Genomic DNA, 20,019 nt, shown 5'->3' with positions numbered 1-20,019 from the left:
TGATGGAGAATACACAAAAAAAGAGTATGGGATTCGGCTTTTATGGATGGATGCTTATTATTTTTCAAGCGGGTGCTTTTTTTACTCAGGTCGTCTTTACCAACTATCCCATGAACATCCTTGCGGATTTTTATGGTGGAGCTAAATTTGTGCCTATGGTATTTACTGCCGGTACATTCGTAGCGATTATTATGCAGTTAATATTATCAAGATTTATCGGTAAAATAAAAAATATGAAAAATCTGACCATATTTTTTGGTGCAGTTTCATTGTTAATGGGATGCGTGATTGCATTTTATCCGGTACCCTTTGGTTTCAGTGCCGTATGGATTGGGGCATATTTTATTGAAAGCGTATGTGTAAATATGTATTGTACATTTACCTGCAGCATTCTTGTAGGACAGTGGTTTCCAAGAAGAAAGGGAACTATCATGGGAATTACGACATTATTGTTTCCTATTGGAAATGGTATGATTAGTATTTTTGCAGCAAATGTATTTAAAGGAGGAGCTCCAAATCCTGCCTCTGCATTTTTACCATTTTTAATTGTCTGTATCCTTACCTGGGTAGCAGGCTTGATATTTGTAAAGGATTATCCGGAGCAATGCGGAGCTTATAGAGATAATGACAGGAGTTTTACTCCAGAAATTGCCAAAAAAATAATGGAAGAAGAAATCGAAAACAAGAAGACAACAGTTTGGACAACCGGTCACACACTGTCCAATCGTGATTTCTGGTTTATCAGTGTTACCTGTGGATTTCTGCTGATGTTTTCTGTTGGTATGATGACGCAGACAGCAGCTATTGTAGCACAATTTGAATCTTTGAATTATGGAATGATTATGACGCTGATTATGGTATTTGGAATTATTGGAAGCTATAGTCTGGGGCTTTTGGATACTAGATTTGGCACTAAGAAAGCAATTGCTATTGCCGTTGTGATTATGATGTTATCCGGTGTATTTGGCATTATTCAAAATGCGGCATGTTTGATGATTGCAATGATTCTTTTGGCTGTATTTATGGGAGCGTCTTCTAATTTTACAGTTTCAGCGGCGGCACAGTATTGGCGGCGAGAAGATTTTTCCAGCGTATTTGCTTGTTTAAATCCCATTGCAAATATTTTTAATGCCATTGCCCCAACTGTTATCGCATTTCTTTTGTATACAGCAGTTGGTTATCGTTTATGTTTTATTGCTATTGCAGTTGCAGGAGTGGTAAGTCTGATTCTTATTCTGCTTTTTAGTGCAAAACATGTAAAAGAAATTGATGACAAATACAGAGAAAAAGCAGGAAAAACACTGGATGATACTTTATGTGACAGAAAATAATCCGTTATGATGTTGCTTACCCTGTATCTGGTTTCTCATAAAAACCAAAGATACTCCTCTTATACGCGCAGTCTTAAGACTGCGTGTATTTTAGATATCCGGTATTTTCTTGTGTTCTAAATGAAAGTCCCGTATACTTAGTAAAAAGCATATGACATATATAAGGTGATAGGAGGAAGCAATATGCAGTATATCAGTCATTATCAGTCACCCTTTGGAAATATTTTACTGGCTGCAGATACGGTGGGTTTAACAGGATTGTGGTTTGAAGGGCAGAAGTATTTTGCACTTCATTTAGATAAAGAACATGAGGAAAGAGAGATACCAGTGTTTGATCAGGCAAAACAGTGGCTTGATATTTATTTTTCCGGAAAAGAGCCGGATTTTATGGTTCCCCTTCATTTCACAGGAACGGATTTTCAAAATGAGGTATGGAAAATTCTCTGCAGGATACCTTATGGAAAGACAATGACATATGGGGATATTGCAAGGCAGATTGCGGCTAAAAAGGGAAGTGCTCATATGTCAGCCCAGGCGGCAGGCGGTGCTGTCGGGCATAATAAAATTTCTGTTATAGTGCCCTGCCACCGGGTGGTAGGCTCTAATGGGAGTCTTACGGGATATGCAGGAGGGATAGATAAAAAAATTCAGTTACTGACCTTGGAGGGAGCAGATATGAAGTCCTTTTTTATTCCTAAAAAAGGAACTGCTCTGTAATGGTTATTTATGAAAAGATATAAAAAAATCCGGGAACAGATTTACCTTCTGCGGCATACTATAGCTGTAAGGAAGCAGGAGAACCAGCGGCAATGGCAATTAAAATATTTATAGATCAGGGGCATAACCCTTCCGGGCATAATATGGGAGCAGAAGGATTTGGGCTGCGTGAACAGGATATCACATATCAGGTGGGAGTATATCTGGCAGATCTTTTAAGAAGAGACGGAAGATTTGAAGTAAGGCTTTCTAGAAACAGTCCGGAAGAAATATTAGGGACCAGCAATGCCAGCAGTCTCAGAGAAAGAGTATATATGGCCAATTCATGGCCGGCAGATTACTTTATCAGTATCCATGCTAATTCCAATGAAAATCCAAATATCAATGGAACAGAATGTTATGTGTATCAGTCTTATACCCAGGCTTATTTTCTGGCACAGCATATTGTTCTTGGGATTGTGGCCCGTGTGGGTACAAGAGACAATGGGGTAAGAACAAACCCATCTCTTTATGTTTTGCGAAGGACCACAATGCCATCTGTACTAGTAGAGCTGGCGTACTTAAGTAATCCTGAGGATGCGGAACTTCTGATGGATAAACAATATGCCTTTGCAGACGGTATTTACCGGGGAATGTTAAGATACTTTGGGCTGGGAATGGCAGAATAAAAGAAAAGCTGTGAATATTATGAAAACAGGGAAATCTGAAAACATAATATCCGCAGCTTTTTTACTCTATAGGATTAGGGGAGTTTTTTTACAGCCCATTTTTTATAAAGGAAAAAATTCGGACATACCGGAATTTTCCGCAGCCAGACCAAGATACAGTTTTGTTCTGACTTCCATATCTGAAAGAGAAATTCCAAGCAGCTGCTCTATTCTTTCTATATGATATAAAACGGTATTGCGGTGCATATGAAGAAGCTCGCTGGTTTTGGTGGCTTTACAGCCGGAAGCCAGATAAATGGATAACAGCTGTATCATATTGTGGCTGTTCATGGAATCGTCTTTTTTTAGCTTTTCTATTGCTTTTGTCATAAAGCAGCTGCGAAACAGATCCGGGGAGCTGTTAAAGCTTTTAGAAATAATAAGCGTCAAGAAACTCTCTTCAAAAGTAAATGCGTTCATTTCTGAATTATCCGCATTTTTTTTGCGGACATGAAAGCCGTATTCAACGGCACATCCGGCCTGTTCGTGAGCGCCTTTTAATTCCCAGAGATCTGTAAATATGTTGGAAATCCCAATCAGGCATTTGGCTGTTAACAATGGTTTTAAATTATCTAGCAGCTGACGGTGGGAATCCTTACAGTTTTTCTGAACTGGTGACACGAGAATAATATGATTTTGATAGGAAAATACATAACAGGCGGTCAGGTGCTGGCGCAGCTGCATGGTCAGGTTTTCAACCGGTGTATTAAAAATATCGTCAAATTGAATAATGGCAAGGAGAAAACATCCCTGAAATAACAGACCGGCGCCGGCTGCCCGGGAGACCGCCTCATCCTTATTTTTTATTTTTCCGTCCAGCAGATCTGCAAAATATTGAGAGTAGGACTGAAAATGAACAGGATATGAAGAATTTTTCAGTACGTAACAGGAAGCATAGGATACAAGCATCTGGAACAGGTCAATGAGCCCGTCATCTACTTCTCTGTGGTTACAGTGCATAACAATATAAAGGACAATTTTGTTATTTAGATGCAGCACGCGTTTTACGGTGGAATATTTACACAGTTTGTGGTCATTGGAAATGTAAACCTGGCTTTGCTTGTGAAATTCTTCAATGCGTCTGAGTTCCTGAAATTGCCGGATGGTTTTCGTATCGTGGTATCCCTTTTCTACAAGACTGTTTGTAATTTCATCATCAATAGGAATATTTTTGGTATAGGCCAGCAGTGAAAAAGCGGAATCCTGAATATCAATATGATTTTCCAAAATATCTTCACTGAGATTTAGCAGGTCCTGAAGCCCTTTTGCGGCAGCAGCAGAGCAGGACATTTCATAATTCCAGTGCAGAATTTTAAGGAAAATACGCATAACCCGGTTATATAATTCTGCGATCTCCATATTTGCCCGGAGAATGATAAGATTTCTGCATGGCTCCTCTTCCTGATCCGGAAACCGGTCGCGGATTGCCAGAAAGAAACTGTCAGGAGAACGTGCGGCCTGACTTAATGCCTGGCTTAAAGTGCCAATATATAGGACAGAAGGGTTTTTTTGCATTTCTGTGGACAATAGTTCCACAGCCTGAAATCCGGGATTAGACTGCAGAGGGGCAGTATGCTCCTCGCAGGGAATCTTAAGTTCATGTAGAATAATATTAAGAGATACGGAAATAGGTATCATATATCTGCCTTCTTTCTGTAATAGGTATTTATTTGAGAGATTTCTAAAAATGTTACAAAATTATTTTTATTAAACAATGTTACATATATAAATATATATGATTTTCTATCAGTCTGCTTGGAATTTAACCCGAAAAATATGTAATAATTTCTAAAAAGCTGGTTATATTTTTGGAAACTATAACAATGGGAGGTAAAAACAGCCGACGCGGTACTGAAAATACAGGAAAGATAAAAAGAATTATTGTAGAAAATGTGCAGTGCTGGCGAAGAAAAATAACGTCAGAAATCATAGAGGGAAAATAGGAAATATTTTGCTGGAAGAATGAAAAAATGAAATTTGTTTCTGAGAAACTTTTGCGTTTAGATAATGTATGAATCTTGTAGTCTTAAAATCAGAGTTTTTTCCGATGTCATCATTCTTCTGCAATGTTATACTCCTTCCATCAAAGGGAATCCCCCAAAAAAGATGAAAAGGAGAATATGTATGATTCGCAGAGGTATTGACACAAAATTAAATGTAAAACCGATTTTTCTTGGGCTGGAGCATCAGTATTATTATGAGGGACCGTGTCGTTTTGCAAAAGGCGAGGCGCTGACACCGGAATATGAGCAGATATTAGCACAGGAACTGCAGCAGCAGTTTTTTGAAACTGTAGAAAAAAATATGCCGGATGCGGTAAAATTATTAGAGCCTGTTTTCCTGCCATGTCATGATGACTGGATGATTCCGGAAGCGGCATTTGATGCTATGACAACAGATCAGGAAGAAATTGACTTATTCTTAATGTCCGGCGGTATTGCAAGAAGCGGTCTTGTTATTGAGCTTGCACAGCGCACACATAAACCGATTATTCAGGATCCGGCAACCTGCTGTGATTTAACTGCTGTAACTGCAGCCATCAAAGCGCTGGGACTTGAATGTTATGCACCGCTGACCTGGGAGAGTGTGGCAATGCATCTGCGTGTGCTCCGGATCAGAAAAGCACTCAAGGAAGCGAATGTACTCCTTGCTGTACGTTTTGATTCTAATGTATCAAAGAGTGCAAATGATACATTTATTTCTCTGCAGAGAGCAACTGAAAAGTTTGGAACAAACTTCCGTTTCCTGAATCTTCATGAACTGCTGGATTACATGAATCCATTACCGGAAGGCGGAAACTATACAACACCGGGAAGAATGAATACTCCTAATATTACAGAAGAAGATATCAAAGAGGCTGAAAAACTGGCAGATGAGCTTCTTGCAGGTGCTGATGATACGCACATTGACCGTGAGCAGATGGTTAATTCCTGCAGGGCATATGTAGAAGTGAAAAAACTTCTGGATCTGCATGATTGCTGCGGCTTCACCGTTCCATGTCCGGATACCTGCTCCACAAGAAGAATGAATGAGCAGAAATTTACATTCTGTCTGACCCATTCTCTTTTAAATGAACAGGGAATCCCTTCTGCGTGTGAATATGATGTAGATGGCGTGCTGACCATGCTGATTTTATCTACCGTGTCAAACCGCGCACCATTTATGGGAAATACAAATCCACTTGTATATGAAAACGGAACAATCCGTCCTATGAGACGTTTCCATATTGAAGATCTGGAAGGGGTAGAAGATCTTACCAATCTGTACCACGCAGCACATTCCACACCAAGCAGAAAATTCAAAGGCATTGATGGAGAAAACGGTCATTACGGAGTTCGTCATTTTGCGTATGATCAGGGATTTGGAGCTGTTCTTCGTTATGATTTTAAGAAAGATGCCGGTGAAAAAATTACAATCTGCCGCCTGTCTCCGGACTGCACAAAGATCTTTGTAGGAGAGGGAACCATTGTTGCAGGGGGCGATTACGATCTGGACAACTGTAACGGATATGTTGTTTATCGTGTGGCAGATCAGGAGAAATTCTACAAAGCACAGTGCCAGTTTGGAAATCATCTTCCATTTGTATATGGAGATTATGCAAAAGAACTGGAATTGCTGGGTGAGAGCCTTGGCCTTGAAGTAGTCAGAGTATAATCCGGAATATCATTTGGATTTTTATCCATACATAGATTTTGTCAGGAACAGGGAGCAGTCTTTTGTGCTGTTCCCTGTCCGGACAGTAAGCCGTATCTTAAATTTTGGAAGAAGTTTTAAAACTGCATCCAAAACTGACGGCCGTTTTGGGCAGCTAATTGAAAAACGATGGAGATGTTTGCAAAATGGAAGAAGCATTAACAATTACCCGGTTGGAAGAAACCTATATGGATGATCTAAATCTGTTGGATGACTGGTTTTTGCAATATGAGTATCTGTTGGAAATATCCTCAGACCTGCCTCATATTCCAAAAGAACTAAGAACAGAAGAAAATAAAGTACATGGGTGCCAGTCAGGAGTCTGGCTGCTGTTATCTGAAGACAATGGCAGAATCTATGTGCAGGCGGACAGTGAAGCGCTGATTATCCGCGGAATGCTGGCGGTAATTGTATCTTTGCTCAATGGACGTAAGGCAGATGAAATCGTCTGTTATACCCCCCGGTTTATTGAAGAGACAAACTTAAAAACACAGATTTCCACGGACCGTTTTCATGGAATTCATGAGGTAATAAAAAATATTCAGAACTTTGCCGGAAAAAAGAAAGGAGCATAGGGAATGGATATTGTAGAAAGAAAAAAGCTGGTTATAAAATTATTATCAGCAGCTAAAAAAGCCACTTTAGAAGAGGTAGAGCAAATTAAGAAAGAAAAAAATCCAACCTTGGAATTTATATATAAACATGTAAGAAACTACGTATTATCAAAGTTTTTGCTGCCCCCTGACTGCGAAGCCGAAGATTTAAAAGAACTGGCAGCTTTGAGTCTGGCAAAAACAATGAAACTGGATAAAGATGTGATTCGGAATCTTGACCAGGCAACGCCTTGTGATCATGCTACTTCTGAATCTACGAAAAAGGTGCTGCTTTTGTATGCTGTTCAGAAAGATCTAGAGCTTAGCCCTTCACCGGAAAGGCTTGCCAAAGTAACGAATCTGAAAGAGCTTTCTGCTTATGTATTTGAAGCTTTACAGTAAAAACACGGCGGCGCAGACTGAAAGGAAAGCTGATCTTAAAATAAAACATAAAAAATCTGCGTAAAGGCACTATATCCGGGCAGTTGATATGGTATAGTAAAAACATGTAAAAATTAAAAGTGATGTGCAGAAAATAAAAAAAACGGAATCAAAGCCGTCAGGAAGGAGAGAGTGCTATGAAACGAAAGTATCCGAATCTGTGCAGCCCTGTTACACTTGCAGGGGTTACCTTTAAGAACCGCATGTTTTCCGCACCCATGGGAGGAACGGATATTACCAACGATGGATGTATCGGGCCAAAATCTACCGCATTTTATGAACTGCGTGCCAAGGGAGGGGCGGGGGCTGTCACCGTCAGCGAATGTATGGTGCACCCTAAAACAGATGGTTCTCATGCATATCATCTGGATACCAGTATTTTAAATTCCATTGCCTGTGCGGCTTATACCGCAGATGCAATTCAAAGACATGGGGCAGTTCCAAGCCTGGAACTGTCTCATTCTGGCATGTATGCAGGCACTTATATGACAGATAAAAGCAGACAGCATGAATTGAATCAATGGGGGCCTTCGGATACTGTGCGCCCGGACGGCATCCGGGTAAAAAGTCTGACAAAGGAAATGATAGATGAGATTACCGGGGCATACGGAAAAACAGCTGCTCTGGCGAAACGGGCAGGTTTTGAAATGATTATGATTCACGGGGGACATGGATGGCTGATCAATCAGTTTTTGTCGCCTTATTTTAATAAGCGGACAGATGAATACGGAGGAAGCCTAAAAAACCGGTGCCGTCTTGCCATTGAAATATTGATTTCTGTCCGGAAACAGGTGGGAGAGAAATTTCCCATTGAATTTCGCATGAGTGGTTCCGAATTGTTTTCGGAAGGTTATGATCTTGAAGAAGGAATTAAAATTGCTCAGATGCTGGAACCTTATGTAGATCTGCTCCATATATCTGCCGGAACTTATCAGCGGGGGTTTGGTGATACGCACCCGTCTATGTTTAAAGAACATGGCGCGAATGTATATCTGGCTGCAGCTGTAAAAAAGCATGTATCTGTTCCGGTGGCAACCATTGGAGCTCTCAATGATCCCGGTCAGATGGAGGAAATTATTGCCAGCGGTCAGGCGGATATTGTTTATATGGCAAGGGCTCTGCTGGCAGATCCATATCTTCCAAGAAAAATAGAAGAAAACCGCGAAGAGGAAATTGTTCATTGTCTGAGATGTTTTACCTGTATGGCAGAACGGGCAGTGACTGCTACAAGAAGATGTACAGTAAATCCGTTGATTGGAAGAGAGCTAGAGGGGACGGAAGTTGTTCCCGCTCCGGTAAAAAGGAAGGTTTTGGTTGCCGGAGGAGGACCAGGTGGACTGTATGCGGCATATACCGCCGCCAGACGGGGGCATCAGGTCATTCTCTGCGAGAAAGAGTCTGAACTGGGTGGAATATTAAAAAGTGAGCAGGCGATACCTTTTAAAAAGGAAATGTATGAGCTGGGACGTACGTATGAATTTCTTGCCAGACAGTCCGGAGTGGAAATCCGTCTGAATACGGAAGTTACGGAGGCGTATGTGCAGAAGGAGCAGGCGGATGCACTGATTATCGCAGTAGGTTCAGAACCCATTGTTCCGGATATCCCCGGATTGGATGGAAAACAGGTAGTTGTTGTAAATCAATATTATCAGAAGCAGGAAAACATCAGCGGACAGGTAGTTGTTCTGGGAGGAGGACTGGCCGGATGTGAATGTGCAGTACATCTGGGAATGGAAGGAAAAGAGGTTCATCTGGTAGAAATGAAAGAGGAGCTTGCACCGGATGCCAATGTCCGCCACCGGCCGCTTCTTTTGTCAGAAATTGATAAATATGTGACAGTTCATACCGGCTGCCGGGGGATGGAAGTGACAAAAGAGGGAGTGATCTGTGAAGATAACAATGGAAAATCATATCTGGTACCCGGAACTTCTGTGATCTGTGCTCTGGGACAGCGCTCCAGAAAAGTATGCGTAGAGAAATTAAAAGATGCAGCTCCATATACGGCTGTGATCGGCGATGCCCGGAAGGTGTCTACAATTACAAATGCGGTATATCAGGGCTATCATGCGGCGCTGGATATTTTATGAAATCTGTTCTTGTCATCCGTTTTTTTTAGGCGTAAAATAAAAATATCAGATGTAGGAAACGTTACGTTTTTACATAACAGGGGTTTTATGCAGCAATGAAATTTGGGAAGGTATTTCAGGAGGGTGAAGCATGAATGTAATCAAAAGTTTTCGTGAATACGTGGATGTTTTAAAGGAACAGAATGAGATTGTGGAAGTAACAAAAGAAGTGGACTGGCGTTACGAAATGAGCGCTATTACCAGAAGAGTGTATGATCTTCATGCACCGGCGCCGCTTTTTTCTAATGTGAAGGATTGTACGCCGGGATTTCGGGTTTTAGGCGCGCCCATGGGGCTGAGCACAGATGCCAGACACCCGTTTAAACGTCTGGCGCTGTCTTTGGGGCTTCCCATTGATATGAGCGGTCCGCAGATTGTTGGAGTCTGGTCGAAGCTTGCAGATATGGAACCGGTACCCACCCGGACCGTAGAAACGGGAGCCTGCAAAGAGAATCAATTATCCGAAGGGGAGATAGATCTTACAAAGCTGCCGATTCCTCTGATTCATGAAGGCGACGGGGGGCGTTACATTAATACTTACGGTATTATCATTGCTCAGACACCGGACGGTTCCTGGACCAACTGGGCCATTACCCGGGCTATGCTGGACGGCCCCAGAACCATTGCCGGCGTGATTATTCCCACCCAGGACTTTGGGAAAATATTCAGCCAGTGGCAGGAGATCGGACAGGATATGCCTTTTGCATTGTGCCTGGGGGTAGATCCGGCCATTACTATGGCTGCGGGGTATCCGCTGCCTTCCGGTTTAAATGAAGGAGATATACTGGGAGCCTGGTACGGAGAGCCTGTGGATGTAGTAAAATGTGAAACCAATAATCTGCTGGTCCCGGCTTCCACCGAAATTGTAATCGAAGGCTTGGCATCTGTCAGTGAGCTGCTAAAGGAAGGGCCAATGGGTGAATACGGCGGATATGTCTGGTCCGGCCGTCATAAACAGGTGCCATGTTTTAATGTGTCTGCTATGACTTACCGGGATAATCCCATTATGCCTCTTTGTGTAGCCGGAGTGCCCACGGAAGAAAATCATACCAACTGGGGATTGAATATCGCAGCAAGCATCCAGTATGAAATACAGAAACTGGATTTTCCCATTAAAGAATGCTTTATTCCTATGGAATGTGCAGCCCACTGGTTTGTAGTTACCGTGGACCGTAATCGTACCACAGAAGATGATGAAAAGCTTGCCCTGGATATTGGAAAAGCGGTGTTTGCATCCAGAGGCGGTTCTTATATTCCAAAAGTTATCGTACTGGATGATGACATTGATCCGGCCAACTTGGAGCAGCTTGTATGGGCCATTGCCACAAGACATCATCCGGATCGGAGAATTGCCTTTTCGGATCAGTATATGTTCCCGCTGGTGGCATATTTAAGCCCCAAGGAAAAGAGCGAATCCGTATCTACAAGAGTAATCTACAACTGCCTGACACCATTCCACAGCTGGCCCAAAGAAATGCGCCCGGTGGAAGCTTCTTTCCGTGGTTATCCTGAAAAACTGCAGAAACATGTAATTGATCACTGGAAAGAATATGGATTTTCATAAGATTAGTTAAAGGGGAGAGCGTAAGTATCAAATCGCAATCCCTGCGGCTGAATAAAAGAACATTCTCATATAATAAAAGAAGGGTTTTCATCCCGGACTTTTATTATGAGAATGTTCTTTTTTGAGCTTGGTCGTCCAGATAATATCTCGCGTCATCGTTTCAACTCCCGAAGGGCTTCTTCCACATCAGAATAATGCTTCACACTGGGAATTTGTAGTTTTTTGTGAATTTGATGAAAAAGTCCTTAACAATTTGTCTCTGGATTTCCTTGTTTGTATTTTTCTGCCAGACGTTTTATAAATTCTGTATGATAAAATGTGCAGGAGTTTTTTCTCCACACAAGCTCAAGATAAAGAGGTGTAGTTTCCCTTAAAGGTTTGACAATAATGTCCTCAAACTGGTCAGTAGCAGCAAATTCAGAAAGCAGTGAAACTCCTGAATTTGTATGGACCATCATCAATATTGTTTCTGATTGATTGTATTTTATAATTTCTGCTGGATGGAAATTGTGCTGTTTAAATAGATTCTGAGTATAAGAATATGGGATTGTGGAATCCAGTTCAGAAAGCATAAAAAAGGTATCATTTTGAAAATTCAATTTCATAAGAAAGAAGTATATGAAGACGAGCCATATAATCATCCAGACTGCTGTCTGTCAGCTCCTTTAACCGCTTTAGCCGATAAATAAGAGTATTGCGGTGGAGATTCATTTCTTTTGCAGTATCTGCTATGCTGCGGTCATTTTTCAGGTAAACATAGAGCGTTTCGTAAAATTCAGTATGATGTGTGGTATCATAGGTTTTCAGTGTTTCCAGTACCGGATGCAGAATATCCGGCAGAATGGTATGATGCATTTCTGACAGAATATATGGAAATGCATATTGTTTTCCGTCGTAAATCTGTCCGATTTGTTTCTGGACAAATTCGGAAGTTTTAGATACATATTGATAGTGATTATAAAAAGATTCTTTCATAAAAAACGGCTGGCCTGCTGTTGCATAGTATTTGCTGCTTTGCAGCCAGGGCAGCAGGCTCTTTTTGGTTTCCTCCAGTGTACATATATTCAGATTACAGAGAAGACAGATGGAGAGGTCTGTGGTAATGGCATACAGATTTGAAAAATTCATATTCAGCGTATGGCACAGATGTTTATTGATGTTAAAAGGCTGATAAGGCGCGTCAAGCTTAAAGAATATCAGGGGATCTGTTTCCTGCCATCCATATAGAATCAGTCTGCGGCACAGATCATCGCTGTCCCCATGGGCATCAGAAATTGCAGCGTGAATCTGTGTATCCAGTATCAGGGACTGCTGTTCCTGAATATGAATCTGAAACCATCGGTCTATGTAATTGCAAAACAGTTTAAAACAATCAATTTTATCCTGTGATACGTTATTACTCAGATCAATATAAGTAGCAGACCCGAAAAAGTTATTTTCCTGAAGAAAATTATAATGATAGGCGTTGTTGGGAAAGACAGGCTGATCATAGGAATATATTCCTTTTCTGGTCAGGCGCTGGGGATCAAACTGGTTAAACTGAATCAAAAAGTCCATATGGCAGCTGCCTTCTTCTAGAAGGTAATCCCAGAGTTCATCCACGTCCCCTTTTTGATATTTCTGATTGTGGGCAAGGTGTCTCTGACCGGAATCCAGAATAAACAAAGGGTTGTTAAGAACATCTTCAGAGGCATCCACAAGGTCCTGCAGCATGGCTCCTGAAGTCAAAAGGTTCATCATAGTATTGTCCCAGCTTGTATAAAAGGCAAGGGCATTCAGTACACAATTTAAGACAGCATCCAGCTCAGAAGTATTCAGTCGTAAAACATCATTGTTGTGAACACAAATCACACGGTCATTGCCATTGGTGAACAGGTCACAGAGCCGGCCGATATACATGGTGTTGGGTGCTGGTGTTACATCGGAAGAAAAAAGACGTACCGCTTCAATTTCAAATAAATTTAATTGTATATCCGGTTTTGGCTGGAACTCCTTCAGCCAGCCGGCAAATATCCACATACTGAGTTTCATAATAAAAGTCTCCTGCTTCTTTTGTATATATGTTATAGAAAAATAATGAAGATAAATTTGATAAAATACAGTAACTATCTATAGATTAGTATATTTTAAACGAAAATACAATAAAAATAATTGTCTAATTGTATGAAATATATGTTTTTGTGATGTGGATTTTGTGGTGAAATAAAGAAGAACAAAAAAAGATTATCAAAGTCAAAATGTGAGTCAGAAATAAAATCAGAAAAATATATGGCAGGAGGTATTTATTATGAATTCAGAAGAAAAACTTCAGAAAATGCTGCGGATGGAAAAGCCAAAGGCTCGCAGTGAGATTCCATATTTTCCGCAGATCATGACCTGGGCAGGTACCTGTTCCGGCATTTCTCAGAAAGATATGATGGAAAGTGTAGATAAAAATATAGAAGCACTGGATATCACATTTGGAAAAGTAGGAAAACCAGATGTTATGATGTGTACAGCTACTCAGGATACTGTATTTATTATGGGGCTGCCGGTTCGCGTTCCGGGAAAAGATCTGGATGACAATGCGCTGTATCAGTTTGTAGAGACCGATCAGTTTGCACTGCAGGACGGTGAAGAATATGACCGAATTTTGAAAATGGGCTGGCAGAACTGGAACGGGGAGCTGCTCTGCAAAATTCAGAACCCCCCATATATGGATCCGGGCCAGCTGTTTGCACGTTTTGACCAGATGGGACAAAATATGGGAAAAATGGCAATGCATTTTATCCCTCAGGGAATTGCGCCGTTATCCCATACCGCATGTGCGCCGATTTTTGATACATTGTCACAGTCTCATACCATGGAGGAGTTTTGTTATGACCTCTTTGATTATCCTGAAAAAATAAAAGAGGTTATTCTGGCAAGCACCCCGGCTGTGATTGGCCAGGCTGTGGGAACCATTAAGCAGATTCACGGAAGCCGTGTGGGAATCTATGCTATGAGATCCAGCGCTACCTTTGTATCTCCGGATTCTTTTGAGGAATTTTGCTGGCCGGGATTAAAAATGATGATTGACGCATTCTGGGCAGAAGGAATTACATCTGTGGTTCACGCAGACGGAAACTGGCTGCCGATGCTTGAATATTTCAAACAGGTTCCAAAGGGAAGTGTCCACTTTGAATTTGACGGAGATACCGATATGCGGAAGGCATATGAAGTATTAGAAGGCTGGCAGAGTATGAGAGGAGATGTTCCTGCTGCAATGCTGGCATATGGAACGCCGGACGAGGTATCGGAATACTGTGAGGGGCTGATTACCGACATCTGCTTAAAAGGCGGTGTGATGCTTGGCTCCGGATGTGAAGTGCCCATGAACGCAAAATTGGAAAATGTAATTGCAATGGGAAATTCACTAAAAAAATAGAAGATTTCTTATTTTAGAGACTACCATAAAAGTGCCCCTTTCCGGAAGAAACAAAAGCTTTTGGAAAGGGGCAGACTCATGAAATAAAAGCGATGTTTTTTTCAAAAAACTATTGACATTGCAGTCTGCTAATCCTATAGTAAATATATAGAATATTGGTAGGACCAATAAAAGCTTCAGTTACTGCTGAAGTTTTTATCATAGCTCAATTGGTACTACCAATTGTGAGGGACTTAACTATTTTAAATCTGAAAGGAAGTCAAAAGTATGAGAATTCTTGTGTGTATCAAACAGGTACCGGCAAGCAGTAAGGTTGAGGTAGATCCTGTAACAGGCGTATTAAAAAGAGACGGTGCGGAATCTAAAATGAATCCATATGATTTGTATGCACTAGAGACCGCCTTTCGAATCCGTGAAAAAACAGGGGGAACAGTAGATGTAATTTCTATGGGACCGCCTCAGGCAGAACAGGTAATCCGGGAAGCTTATGCCATGGGGGCTGATCATGGCGTCTTAATTTCAGATCGGAGATTTGGCGGTGCGGATGTACTTGCAACAAGCTATACACTGGCTCAGGGGATTCGGGCCTGGGGAGAATTTGATCTGATTTTATGCGGAAAGCAGACTACAGACGGTGATACTGCTCAGGTTGGCCCGGAGATTTCAGAAGATTTAAAGGTGCCAAGTGTATCCAATGTACTTAGAATAAAAGAAGTAAGTGAGAAGGATATTACGGTTGACATGGATCTTCCAGGTGAAGTGGAAGTTGTAAAAGTAAAATATCCGTGCCTGCTGACTGTAGAGAAAGATATTTTTCAGCCAAGGCTTCCTTCTTATGTAAAGAAATCAGCATCCAAAGACCGGGAAATCAAAGTGCTGTCTCTGGATGATATGGTGGATAAAGATGAAAATCATTATGGACTGAATGGTTCTCCTACTCAGGTAGAGAAGATTTTTCCTCCGGAATCCAATGATAAAAAAGAGGTGTGGGATGATTCCGGTGAAGTATTGGCAGAGAAATTGTTCCACAAAATTGTAGAATTGAAGTTTGTATAGGAGGACGGAAAGATATGGCTAAATTAGTTGTTCATCAGGATAAAATACCAAATGCGCAGGAATTGATGAAAATCTGTCCTTTTGGCGCAATGGAAGAAGTAAATGGAAAAGTAGAAATTACAGCTGCCTGTCGGATGTGCCGGCTTTGTGTGAAAAAAGGGCCTAAGGGTGCGGTAGAGTATATAGATGATGAAAAAGAGCCTCAGATAGATAAAAGTGCATGGAAGGGGCTCGCAGTATATGTAGACCATGTAGACGGCGTGATTCATCCGGTTACTTACGAACTGCTGGGAAAAGCAAAAGAAATGGCAGAGGTATCAGACCAGCCGGTGTACGCTCTGTTTCTGGGAAGCGGTATCCGTGATAAAAGTGAGGAGATTTTGCATTACGGGGCAGATAAAGTATTCGTATATGATGATCCGGCCCTTGACCGTTTCAAAATAGAACCGTATACAGCAGCGTTTGCGGATTTTATTGAGAAAATCAAACCGTCATCCATTCTTGTAGGAGCTACAACGGTGGGCCGTCAGCTGGCGCCAAGGGTTGCGGCAAGAGTCCGTACTGGCCTGACTGCAGACTGTACGATTCTTGAAATGGATAAAAATACAGATCTTTCTCAGATTCGTCCTGCATTTGGCGGAAATATTATGGCTCATATTAAAACCCCAAATCATCGGCCCCAGATGGCAACCGTTCGATATAAAATTATGAATGCGCCAAATCGTCAGAAAGATGCTTATGGTGAAATTATAGATTGTACGATAGATCCGGCAAAGCTGAAAACCAATGTAGATGTGCTTGATATTGCAAAGAAACCAAAGGAGCAGTTTATTGAAAACGCTGATGTCCTTGTGGTTGCAGGGCGGGGACTGAAAAAAGAAGAGGATTTGAAAATGCTCCAGGAACTGGCGGATGAGCTTGGCGGACAGGTTGCATGTACCAGACCGATGGTTGAAGCAGGCTTTATGGATGCAAAATATCAGATTGGATTAAGCGGAAGGACCGTCAGACCGAAATTGATTATTACCTGTGGTGTATCCGGTGCCATTCAGTTCGTGGCGGGAATGAATCATTCAGACAATATTTTTGCCATAAATAAAGATCCAAAAGCACCGATTTTTAAAACTGCCAACTACTGTATGATCGGAGACCTCTATGAAGTCATTCCACAGCTGATTGCCAAAATCAAAGAGAAGAAGGGGGCATAATCATGGGATACAAAAAAGTAGATGAAAAAGATATTACATATATCAGACAGGTGATTGGAGATGACGAGCGTGTTCTGACAAATGGTGACATTAATGAGGAGTACAGTCATGATGAATTAAGCGGAACAAGCAGTTATCCGGATGTAGTTGTAAGGGCTAAAAGTGCAGAAGAAATATCTAAAATTATGAAGTATGCCTATGAACATACAATTCCGGTTACTCCAAGAGGCGCAGGAACCGGTCTGGTAGGTTCTTCTGTCGCTATGGAACACGGCATTATGATTGACTCTAGTCTTATGAATCAGATTCTGGAACTGGATGAGGAAAACTTAACCATTACCGTGGAACCTGGAGTCCTTTTAATGGAACTGTCAGCTTATGTAGAAGACCATGACTTCTTTTACCCGCCGGATCCGGGCGAAAAATCTGCTACCATCGGCGGGAATATCAGCACTAATGCCGGCGGAATGCGTGCAGTAAAATACGGGGTGACAAGAGACTATGTCCGTGGACTAGAGGTTGTACTTCCGGACGGAACCATTACAGAATTTGGAGGAAAAGTTGTAAAAAACAGCTCCGGTTATGACCTGAAAGATTTAATGATTGGTTCTGAGGGAACCCTTGGATTTATTACAAAGGCAATTTTAAAACTGCTGCCCCTGCCAAAGAAAGTGATCAGTCTTCTGATCCCATTCCCGACCCTGGAGCAGGCCATTGATACAGTGCCGTTAATTATAAAATCCAAATCAATTCCAACTGCTATAGAGTTTATGCAGAGAGAAGTCATCATGGATGCGGAAAAATATCTTGGAAAGGCATTTCCGGATCATCAGGCGGATGCATATCTGCTTTTGAAGTTTGACGGAAACTCAGTAGAAGAAATCGAAAATACCTATGATCAGGTGGCAAAGCTTTGCTTAGAACAGGGCGCATTAGATGTTTTGATTTCCGATACGGAAGAAAGAGAGGAGTCTATCTGGAAAGCAAGGGGCGCTTTTCTGGAAGCAATCAAAGGTTCAACTACTTATATGGATGAAGTAGATGTGGTTGTTCCAAGAAACCGTGTCAATGAGATGGTAACATATCTGCATGACCTTCAGAAGGACGTAAATATAAGGATTAAGAGCTTTGGCCACGCAGGCGACGGAAATCTTCATGCTTATATTTTAAAAGATCAGTTAAATGAGCAGGAATGGGAGAACCGCTTAAACGAAGCCATGGACAAAGCATATGAAAAAGCAAAAGAACTAGGCGGCCAGGTGTCCGGAGAACATGGCATTGGTTATGCGAAAAAACAATATTTAAAAGAGTCTCTGCCATCCGTTGATCTTCAATTGATGAACAAAATTAAACAGGCATTTGACCCTAAAAATATTTTAAATCCCCATAAGATTGCACAGGTGTAAAAAGGTGAAACGTCTGATTCCGGTTCAGGACAGGTATTTTCCCCCTGTACTCCCAGAGGAAATCAGTAAAGGAATGATCTGATCTTTATATATGGAACAGGCTGTCTGGCGTTGATTCAGAATGGTGTATTTGTAAACTTTTTTGAATCTGTTGATTTCATTGTATGAAACGGATATAATATGTATAGAATACTACTATCCAAGTCAGCAAAGGAGGTATCGTTATGAATATTCGTCCATCCGCAGCCATCCGTCAGAACTATAACGAGATTGCCGATTTGTGCCGAAAGACCGAAGAACCGATTTTTCTTACCAAGAACGGTGAGGGTGATTTAGTGGTTATGGACATTGAAACCTACAACCGCAGGGAAAAAATGCTGAAGCTCCGTGAGGAACTGCTTGCTGTAGAGGAAGATAGGCTTGCAGGAAGATGCGGCTGTACGCTTGATGAATTAGACGCTTATCTTGATGAAGTGATTGCAGAGGGATAGCGTATGGTATCAAACAGCAGGTATAAAGTAATTGTTTCTGACAGAGCAAAAAGAATGTTAGGAACGCATATCCGCTTTATGGCACAGGTCAATAAGCAGGTAGCAGCGACAAAGAAAAAAGAGCTTATGACCGCAATGCGTTCTTTGTGTCAAATGCCGCATCGTTTCCCTTTCTTTGAGGAATTGTATATCACTCCAAATAAATATCATAAGATGTTCATTGAAAAGTGTTATCTTGTCCTCTACCAGATTCAAGATGATACGGTCTATGTAGAATATATCCTTGACTGTCGCAAGGATTACAGTTGGCTTATCAAATAACAACAGCATATTTACTGCCTTATCCACATAAGGCATTTAGGCCAGATGTTTTTGAAACCAGGTATGTAACGGTTTATTGAACTGCCGGGCCAGAAGGCCTACAAAAACTGCAGCGGCAACGGTTCCTTCCCGGACTCCCTGCAGCTTTGCAGTAAACAAAACAGATAAAAGGCAGGAGACGGCAACCAGAGTAACGTCAAAAGCAACTTTCATATTTCCAAATTTAATGGGAAGCACCTGGCAGACTGCCAGTACAAAGCCTTCGCCGGCCAGTGTTACGGCGTCAGCTGTTACCTCAAGGCTGACGCCTGCGGCAACCAGAAAAATGCCGGCAATACAAAGGAGCCATTGCTGCCAGTAAGCAGTATAAGAAACTCCCTGGAGGGCCCAGACTGCAAAATCGGTCAGATAACCAAAAAGAAAAGCCACCGGAAGCTGTATCAGCTGAACGGGGCGGTAACGTCTGCGGAGAATCAGAATCTGTAAAGCAATCAGAGTACAATGAAGTAAAATGGTAGCCTTTCCCACTGACAGCGGTGTAAGCAGACTCAGCACAAAGGGAAAGCTTGAAATAGGTGAGGTTCCAAGGTTAGCTTTGATAGACATAGCAACCCCGAAAGCCATGACAATAAGCGCAAGGCATAAAAACAGATATCTTTTAATAGTATTTTTATGAATGACTACAGAGTTCATTGGAGGTCCTTTCTTTTAAGTTATTTGTTTAAATAGAATCAGTAAGGAAATGCATTTTTTCATAGATAAAAAACAGCATCCATATTTGGGTGCTGTTTTTTGCTGCTAAAGCAGAAAATTTTGTTTTTCTGGGATTTTTTAAAGAAATGCAGCACCAGACTGACACTAAAAAATATTATAGTAGATAAAAATAATGATGTCAATTTCGGAATTTGTATCCGCCGGGGAGGCTTGCCGCGTAAAATCTGCAATGATATACTGACAGC

At 41.5% G+C, this 20,019-nt stretch carries 18 protein-coding genes; 14 read left to right on the top strand and 4 right to left on the bottom strand.

All coding sequences use genetic code 11. The annotated features are described in order from the left end of the window. Positions 1–2: 2 nt before the first annotated feature. The 3 genes from OCV88_RS03810 to OCV88_RS03800 all read left to right on the top strand — a co-directional run bounded on the left by OCV88_RS03810 (position 3) and on the right by OCV88_RS03800 (position 2,716). Entirely contained in the window at positions 3–1,331 is a 1,329-nt protein-coding gene (locus OCV88_RS03810; RefSeq protein ID WP_158424263.1) for an MFS transporter, read from the top strand. Positions 1,332–1,514: 183 nt separating this feature from the next. After that, positions 1,515–2,048, top strand: a complete 534-nt coding sequence (locus OCV88_RS03805) for a methylated-DNA--[protein]-cysteine S-methyltransferase (RefSeq protein WP_158424262.1) — start codon at positions 1,515–1,517, stop codon at positions 2,046–2,048. Positions 2,049–2,140: 92 nt separating this feature from the next. Beyond that, complete coding sequence (locus OCV88_RS03800) at positions 2,141–2,716, top strand: N-acetylmuramoyl-L-alanine amidase family protein (protein WP_158424261.1); 576 nt, start codon at positions 2,141–2,143, stop codon at positions 2,714–2,716. A gap of 102 nt (positions 2,717–2,818) precedes the next feature. Here OCV88_RS03800 and OCV88_RS03795 read toward each other — a convergent pair whose 3' ends face one another. After that, the gene (locus tag OCV88_RS03795) at positions 2,819–4,393 is read right to left on the bottom strand and encodes a PucR family transcriptional regulator (RefSeq protein WP_158424260.1); all 1,575 of its coding nucleotides are present in this window, start codon (positions 4,391–4,393) and stop codon (positions 2,819–2,821) included. 486 nt (positions 4,394–4,879) lie between these two features. Here OCV88_RS03795 and OCV88_RS03790 point away from each other — a divergent pair, with 486 nt between their 5' ends. From OCV88_RS03790 to OCV88_RS03770, 5 genes are all read left to right on the top strand, one after another. Further along, positions 4,880–6,409 carry a fucose isomerase gene (locus OCV88_RS03790; RefSeq protein WP_158424259.1) on the top strand — a complete coding sequence of 510 codons (1,530 nt, stop codon included), beginning with the start codon at positions 4,880–4,882 and terminating at the stop codon, positions 6,407–6,409. Positions 6,410–6,594: 185 nt separating this feature from the next. Next, positions 6,595–7,023 (top strand): SufE family protein, encoded by a 429-nt coding sequence (locus OCV88_RS03785; RefSeq protein ID WP_158424258.1) that lies wholly within the window; start codon positions 6,595–6,597, stop codon positions 7,021–7,023. A 3-nt stretch (positions 7,024–7,026) separates the two neighbouring features. Beyond that, positions 7,027–7,443 (top strand): hypothetical protein, encoded by a 417-nt coding sequence (locus OCV88_RS03780; RefSeq protein ID WP_158424257.1) that lies wholly within the window; start codon positions 7,027–7,029, stop codon positions 7,441–7,443. Positions 7,444–7,619: 176 nt separating this feature from the next. Further along, a complete protein-coding gene (locus tag OCV88_RS03775; RefSeq protein ID WP_158424256.1) occupies positions 7,620–9,569 on the top strand; it encodes an oxidoreductase in 1,950 nt (649 codons plus the stop codon). A 130-nt stretch (positions 9,570–9,699) separates the two neighbouring features. Continuing rightward, on the top strand, positions 9,700–11,172 hold the full coding sequence (locus OCV88_RS03770; RefSeq protein ID WP_158424255.1) for a UbiD family decarboxylase: 1,473 nt from the start codon (positions 9,700–9,702) through the stop codon (positions 11,170–11,172). A gap of 245 nt (positions 11,173–11,417) precedes the next feature. On the opposite strand, the gene OCV88_RS16115 is transcribed toward OCV88_RS03770, so the two are convergent. Beyond that, a complete protein-coding gene (locus OCV88_RS16115) occupies positions 11,418–11,744 on the bottom strand; it encodes a LysR substrate-binding domain-containing protein (protein WP_416795178.1) in 327 nt (108 codons plus the stop codon). A 10-nt stretch (positions 11,745–11,754) separates the two neighbouring features. Beyond that, entirely contained in the window at positions 11,755–13,203 is a 1,449-nt protein-coding gene (locus OCV88_RS03765; RefSeq protein ID WP_158424253.1) for a PucR family transcriptional regulator, read from the bottom strand. A 256-nt stretch (positions 13,204–13,459) separates the two neighbouring features. On the opposite strand from OCV88_RS03765, the gene OCV88_RS03760 reads away from it, so the two are divergent. The 6 genes from OCV88_RS03760 (at position 13,460) to OCV88_RS03735 (ending at position 19,060) form a co-directional block, all read left to right on the top strand. Further along, a complete protein-coding gene (locus OCV88_RS03760; RefSeq protein WP_158424252.1) occupies positions 13,460–14,578 on the top strand; it encodes a uroporphyrinogen decarboxylase family protein in 1,119 nt (372 codons plus the stop codon). Between the two features lie 267 nt (positions 14,579–14,845). Beyond that, complete coding sequence (locus OCV88_RS03755) at positions 14,846–15,634, top strand: electron transfer flavoprotein subunit beta/FixA family protein (protein ID WP_158424251.1); 789 nt, start codon at positions 14,846–14,848, stop codon at positions 15,632–15,634. 14 nt (positions 15,635–15,648) lie between these two features. Continuing rightward, positions 15,649–16,842, top strand: a complete 1,194-nt coding sequence (locus OCV88_RS03750; protein ID WP_158424250.1) for an electron transfer flavoprotein subunit alpha — start codon at positions 15,649–15,651, stop codon at positions 16,840–16,842. Between the two features lie 2 nt (positions 16,843–16,844). Further along, positions 16,845–18,248, top strand: coding sequence for an FAD-binding oxidoreductase (locus OCV88_RS03745; RefSeq protein WP_158424249.1), 1,404 nt, complete (start codon positions 16,845–16,847; stop codon positions 18,246–18,248). A gap of 224 nt (positions 18,249–18,472) precedes the next feature. After that, complete coding sequence (locus tag OCV88_RS03740; RefSeq protein ID WP_158424248.1) at positions 18,473–18,739, top strand: type II toxin-antitoxin system Phd/YefM family antitoxin; 267 nt, start codon at positions 18,473–18,475, stop codon at positions 18,737–18,739. 3 nt (positions 18,740–18,742) lie between these two features. Then, the gene (locus OCV88_RS03735) at positions 18,743–19,060 is read left to right on the top strand and encodes a type II toxin-antitoxin system RelE/ParE family toxin (protein ID WP_158424247.1); all 318 of its coding nucleotides are present in this window, start codon (positions 18,743–18,745) and stop codon (positions 19,058–19,060) included. 36 nt (positions 19,061–19,096) lie between these two features. On the opposite strand, the gene OCV88_RS03730 is transcribed toward OCV88_RS03735, so the two are convergent. Next, positions 19,097–19,753 (bottom strand): YczE/YyaS/YitT family protein, encoded by a 657-nt coding sequence (locus tag OCV88_RS03730; protein WP_158424246.1) that lies wholly within the window; start codon positions 19,751–19,753, stop codon positions 19,097–19,099. Between the last annotated feature and the right edge of the window lie 266 nt (positions 19,754–20,019).

It is taken from the genome of Brotonthovivens ammoniilytica (genome assembly GCF_025566885.1).
Classification (GTDB): domain Bacteria; phylum Bacillota; class Clostridia; order Lachnospirales; family Lachnospiraceae; genus Brotonthovivens; species Brotonthovivens ammoniilytica.
The sequence above is the reverse complement of the archived record's forward strand: the minus strand, read 5'-3'. Positions and strand labels throughout refer to the sequence as shown.

Excerpts from the sequence above, each read along its gene's own strand:
- OCV88_RS16115 (WP_416795178.1), bottom strand. The coding sequence starts at position 11,744 with ATGCTTTCTGAACTGGATTCCACAATCCCATATTCTTATACTCAGAAT.
- OCV88_RS03805 (WP_158424262.1), top strand. The coding sequence starts at position 1,515 with ATGCAGTATATCAGTCATTATCAGTCACCCTTTGGAAATATTTTACTG.
- OCV88_RS03785 (WP_158424258.1), top strand. The coding sequence starts at position 6,595 with ATGGAAGAAGCATTAACAATTACCCGGTTGGAAGAAACCTATATGGAT.
- OCV88_RS03755 (WP_158424251.1), top strand. The coding sequence starts at position 14,846 with ATGAGAATTCTTGTGTGTATCAAACAGGTACCGGCAAGCAGTAAGGTT.
- OCV88_RS03810 (WP_158424263.1), top strand. The coding sequence starts at position 3 with ATGGAGAATACACAAAAAAAGAGTATGGGATTCGGCTTTTATGGATGG.
- OCV88_RS03730 (WP_158424246.1), bottom strand. The coding sequence starts at position 19,753 with ATGAACTCTGTAGTCATTCATAAAAATACTATTAAAAGATATCTGTTT.
- OCV88_RS03780 (WP_158424257.1), top strand. The coding sequence starts at position 7,027 with ATGGATATTGTAGAAAGAAAAAAGCTGGTTATAAAATTATTATCAGCA.
- OCV88_RS03795 (WP_158424260.1), bottom strand. The coding sequence starts at position 4,393 with ATGATACCTATTTCCGTATCTCTTAATATTATTCTACATGAACTTAAG.
- OCV88_RS03745 (WP_158424249.1), top strand. The coding sequence starts at position 16,845 with ATGGGATACAAAAAAGTAGATGAAAAAGATATTACATATATCAGACAG.
- OCV88_RS03735 (WP_158424247.1), top strand. The coding sequence starts at position 18,743 with ATGGTATCAAACAGCAGGTATAAAGTAATTGTTTCTGACAGAGCAAAA.
- OCV88_RS03760 (WP_158424252.1), top strand. The coding sequence starts at position 13,460 with ATGAATTCAGAAGAAAAACTTCAGAAAATGCTGCGGATGGAAAAGCCA.
- OCV88_RS03740 (WP_158424248.1), top strand. The coding sequence starts at position 18,473 with ATGAATATTCGTCCATCCGCAGCCATCCGTCAGAACTATAACGAGATT.
- OCV88_RS03800 (WP_158424261.1), top strand. The coding sequence starts at position 2,141 with ATGGCAATTAAAATATTTATAGATCAGGGGCATAACCCTTCCGGGCAT.
- OCV88_RS03790 (WP_158424259.1), top strand. The coding sequence starts at position 4,880 with ATGATTCGCAGAGGTATTGACACAAAATTAAATGTAAAACCGATTTTT.
- OCV88_RS03775 (WP_158424256.1), top strand. The coding sequence starts at position 7,620 with ATGAAACGAAAGTATCCGAATCTGTGCAGCCCTGTTACACTTGCAGGG.
- OCV88_RS03750 (WP_158424250.1), top strand. The coding sequence starts at position 15,649 with ATGGCTAAATTAGTTGTTCATCAGGATAAAATACCAAATGCGCAGGAA.
- OCV88_RS03770 (WP_158424255.1), top strand. The coding sequence starts at position 9,700 with ATGAATGTAATCAAAAGTTTTCGTGAATACGTGGATGTTTTAAAGGAA.
- OCV88_RS03765 (WP_158424253.1), bottom strand. The coding sequence starts at position 13,203 with ATGAAACTCAGTATGTGGATATTTGCCGGCTGGCTGAAGGAGTTCCAG.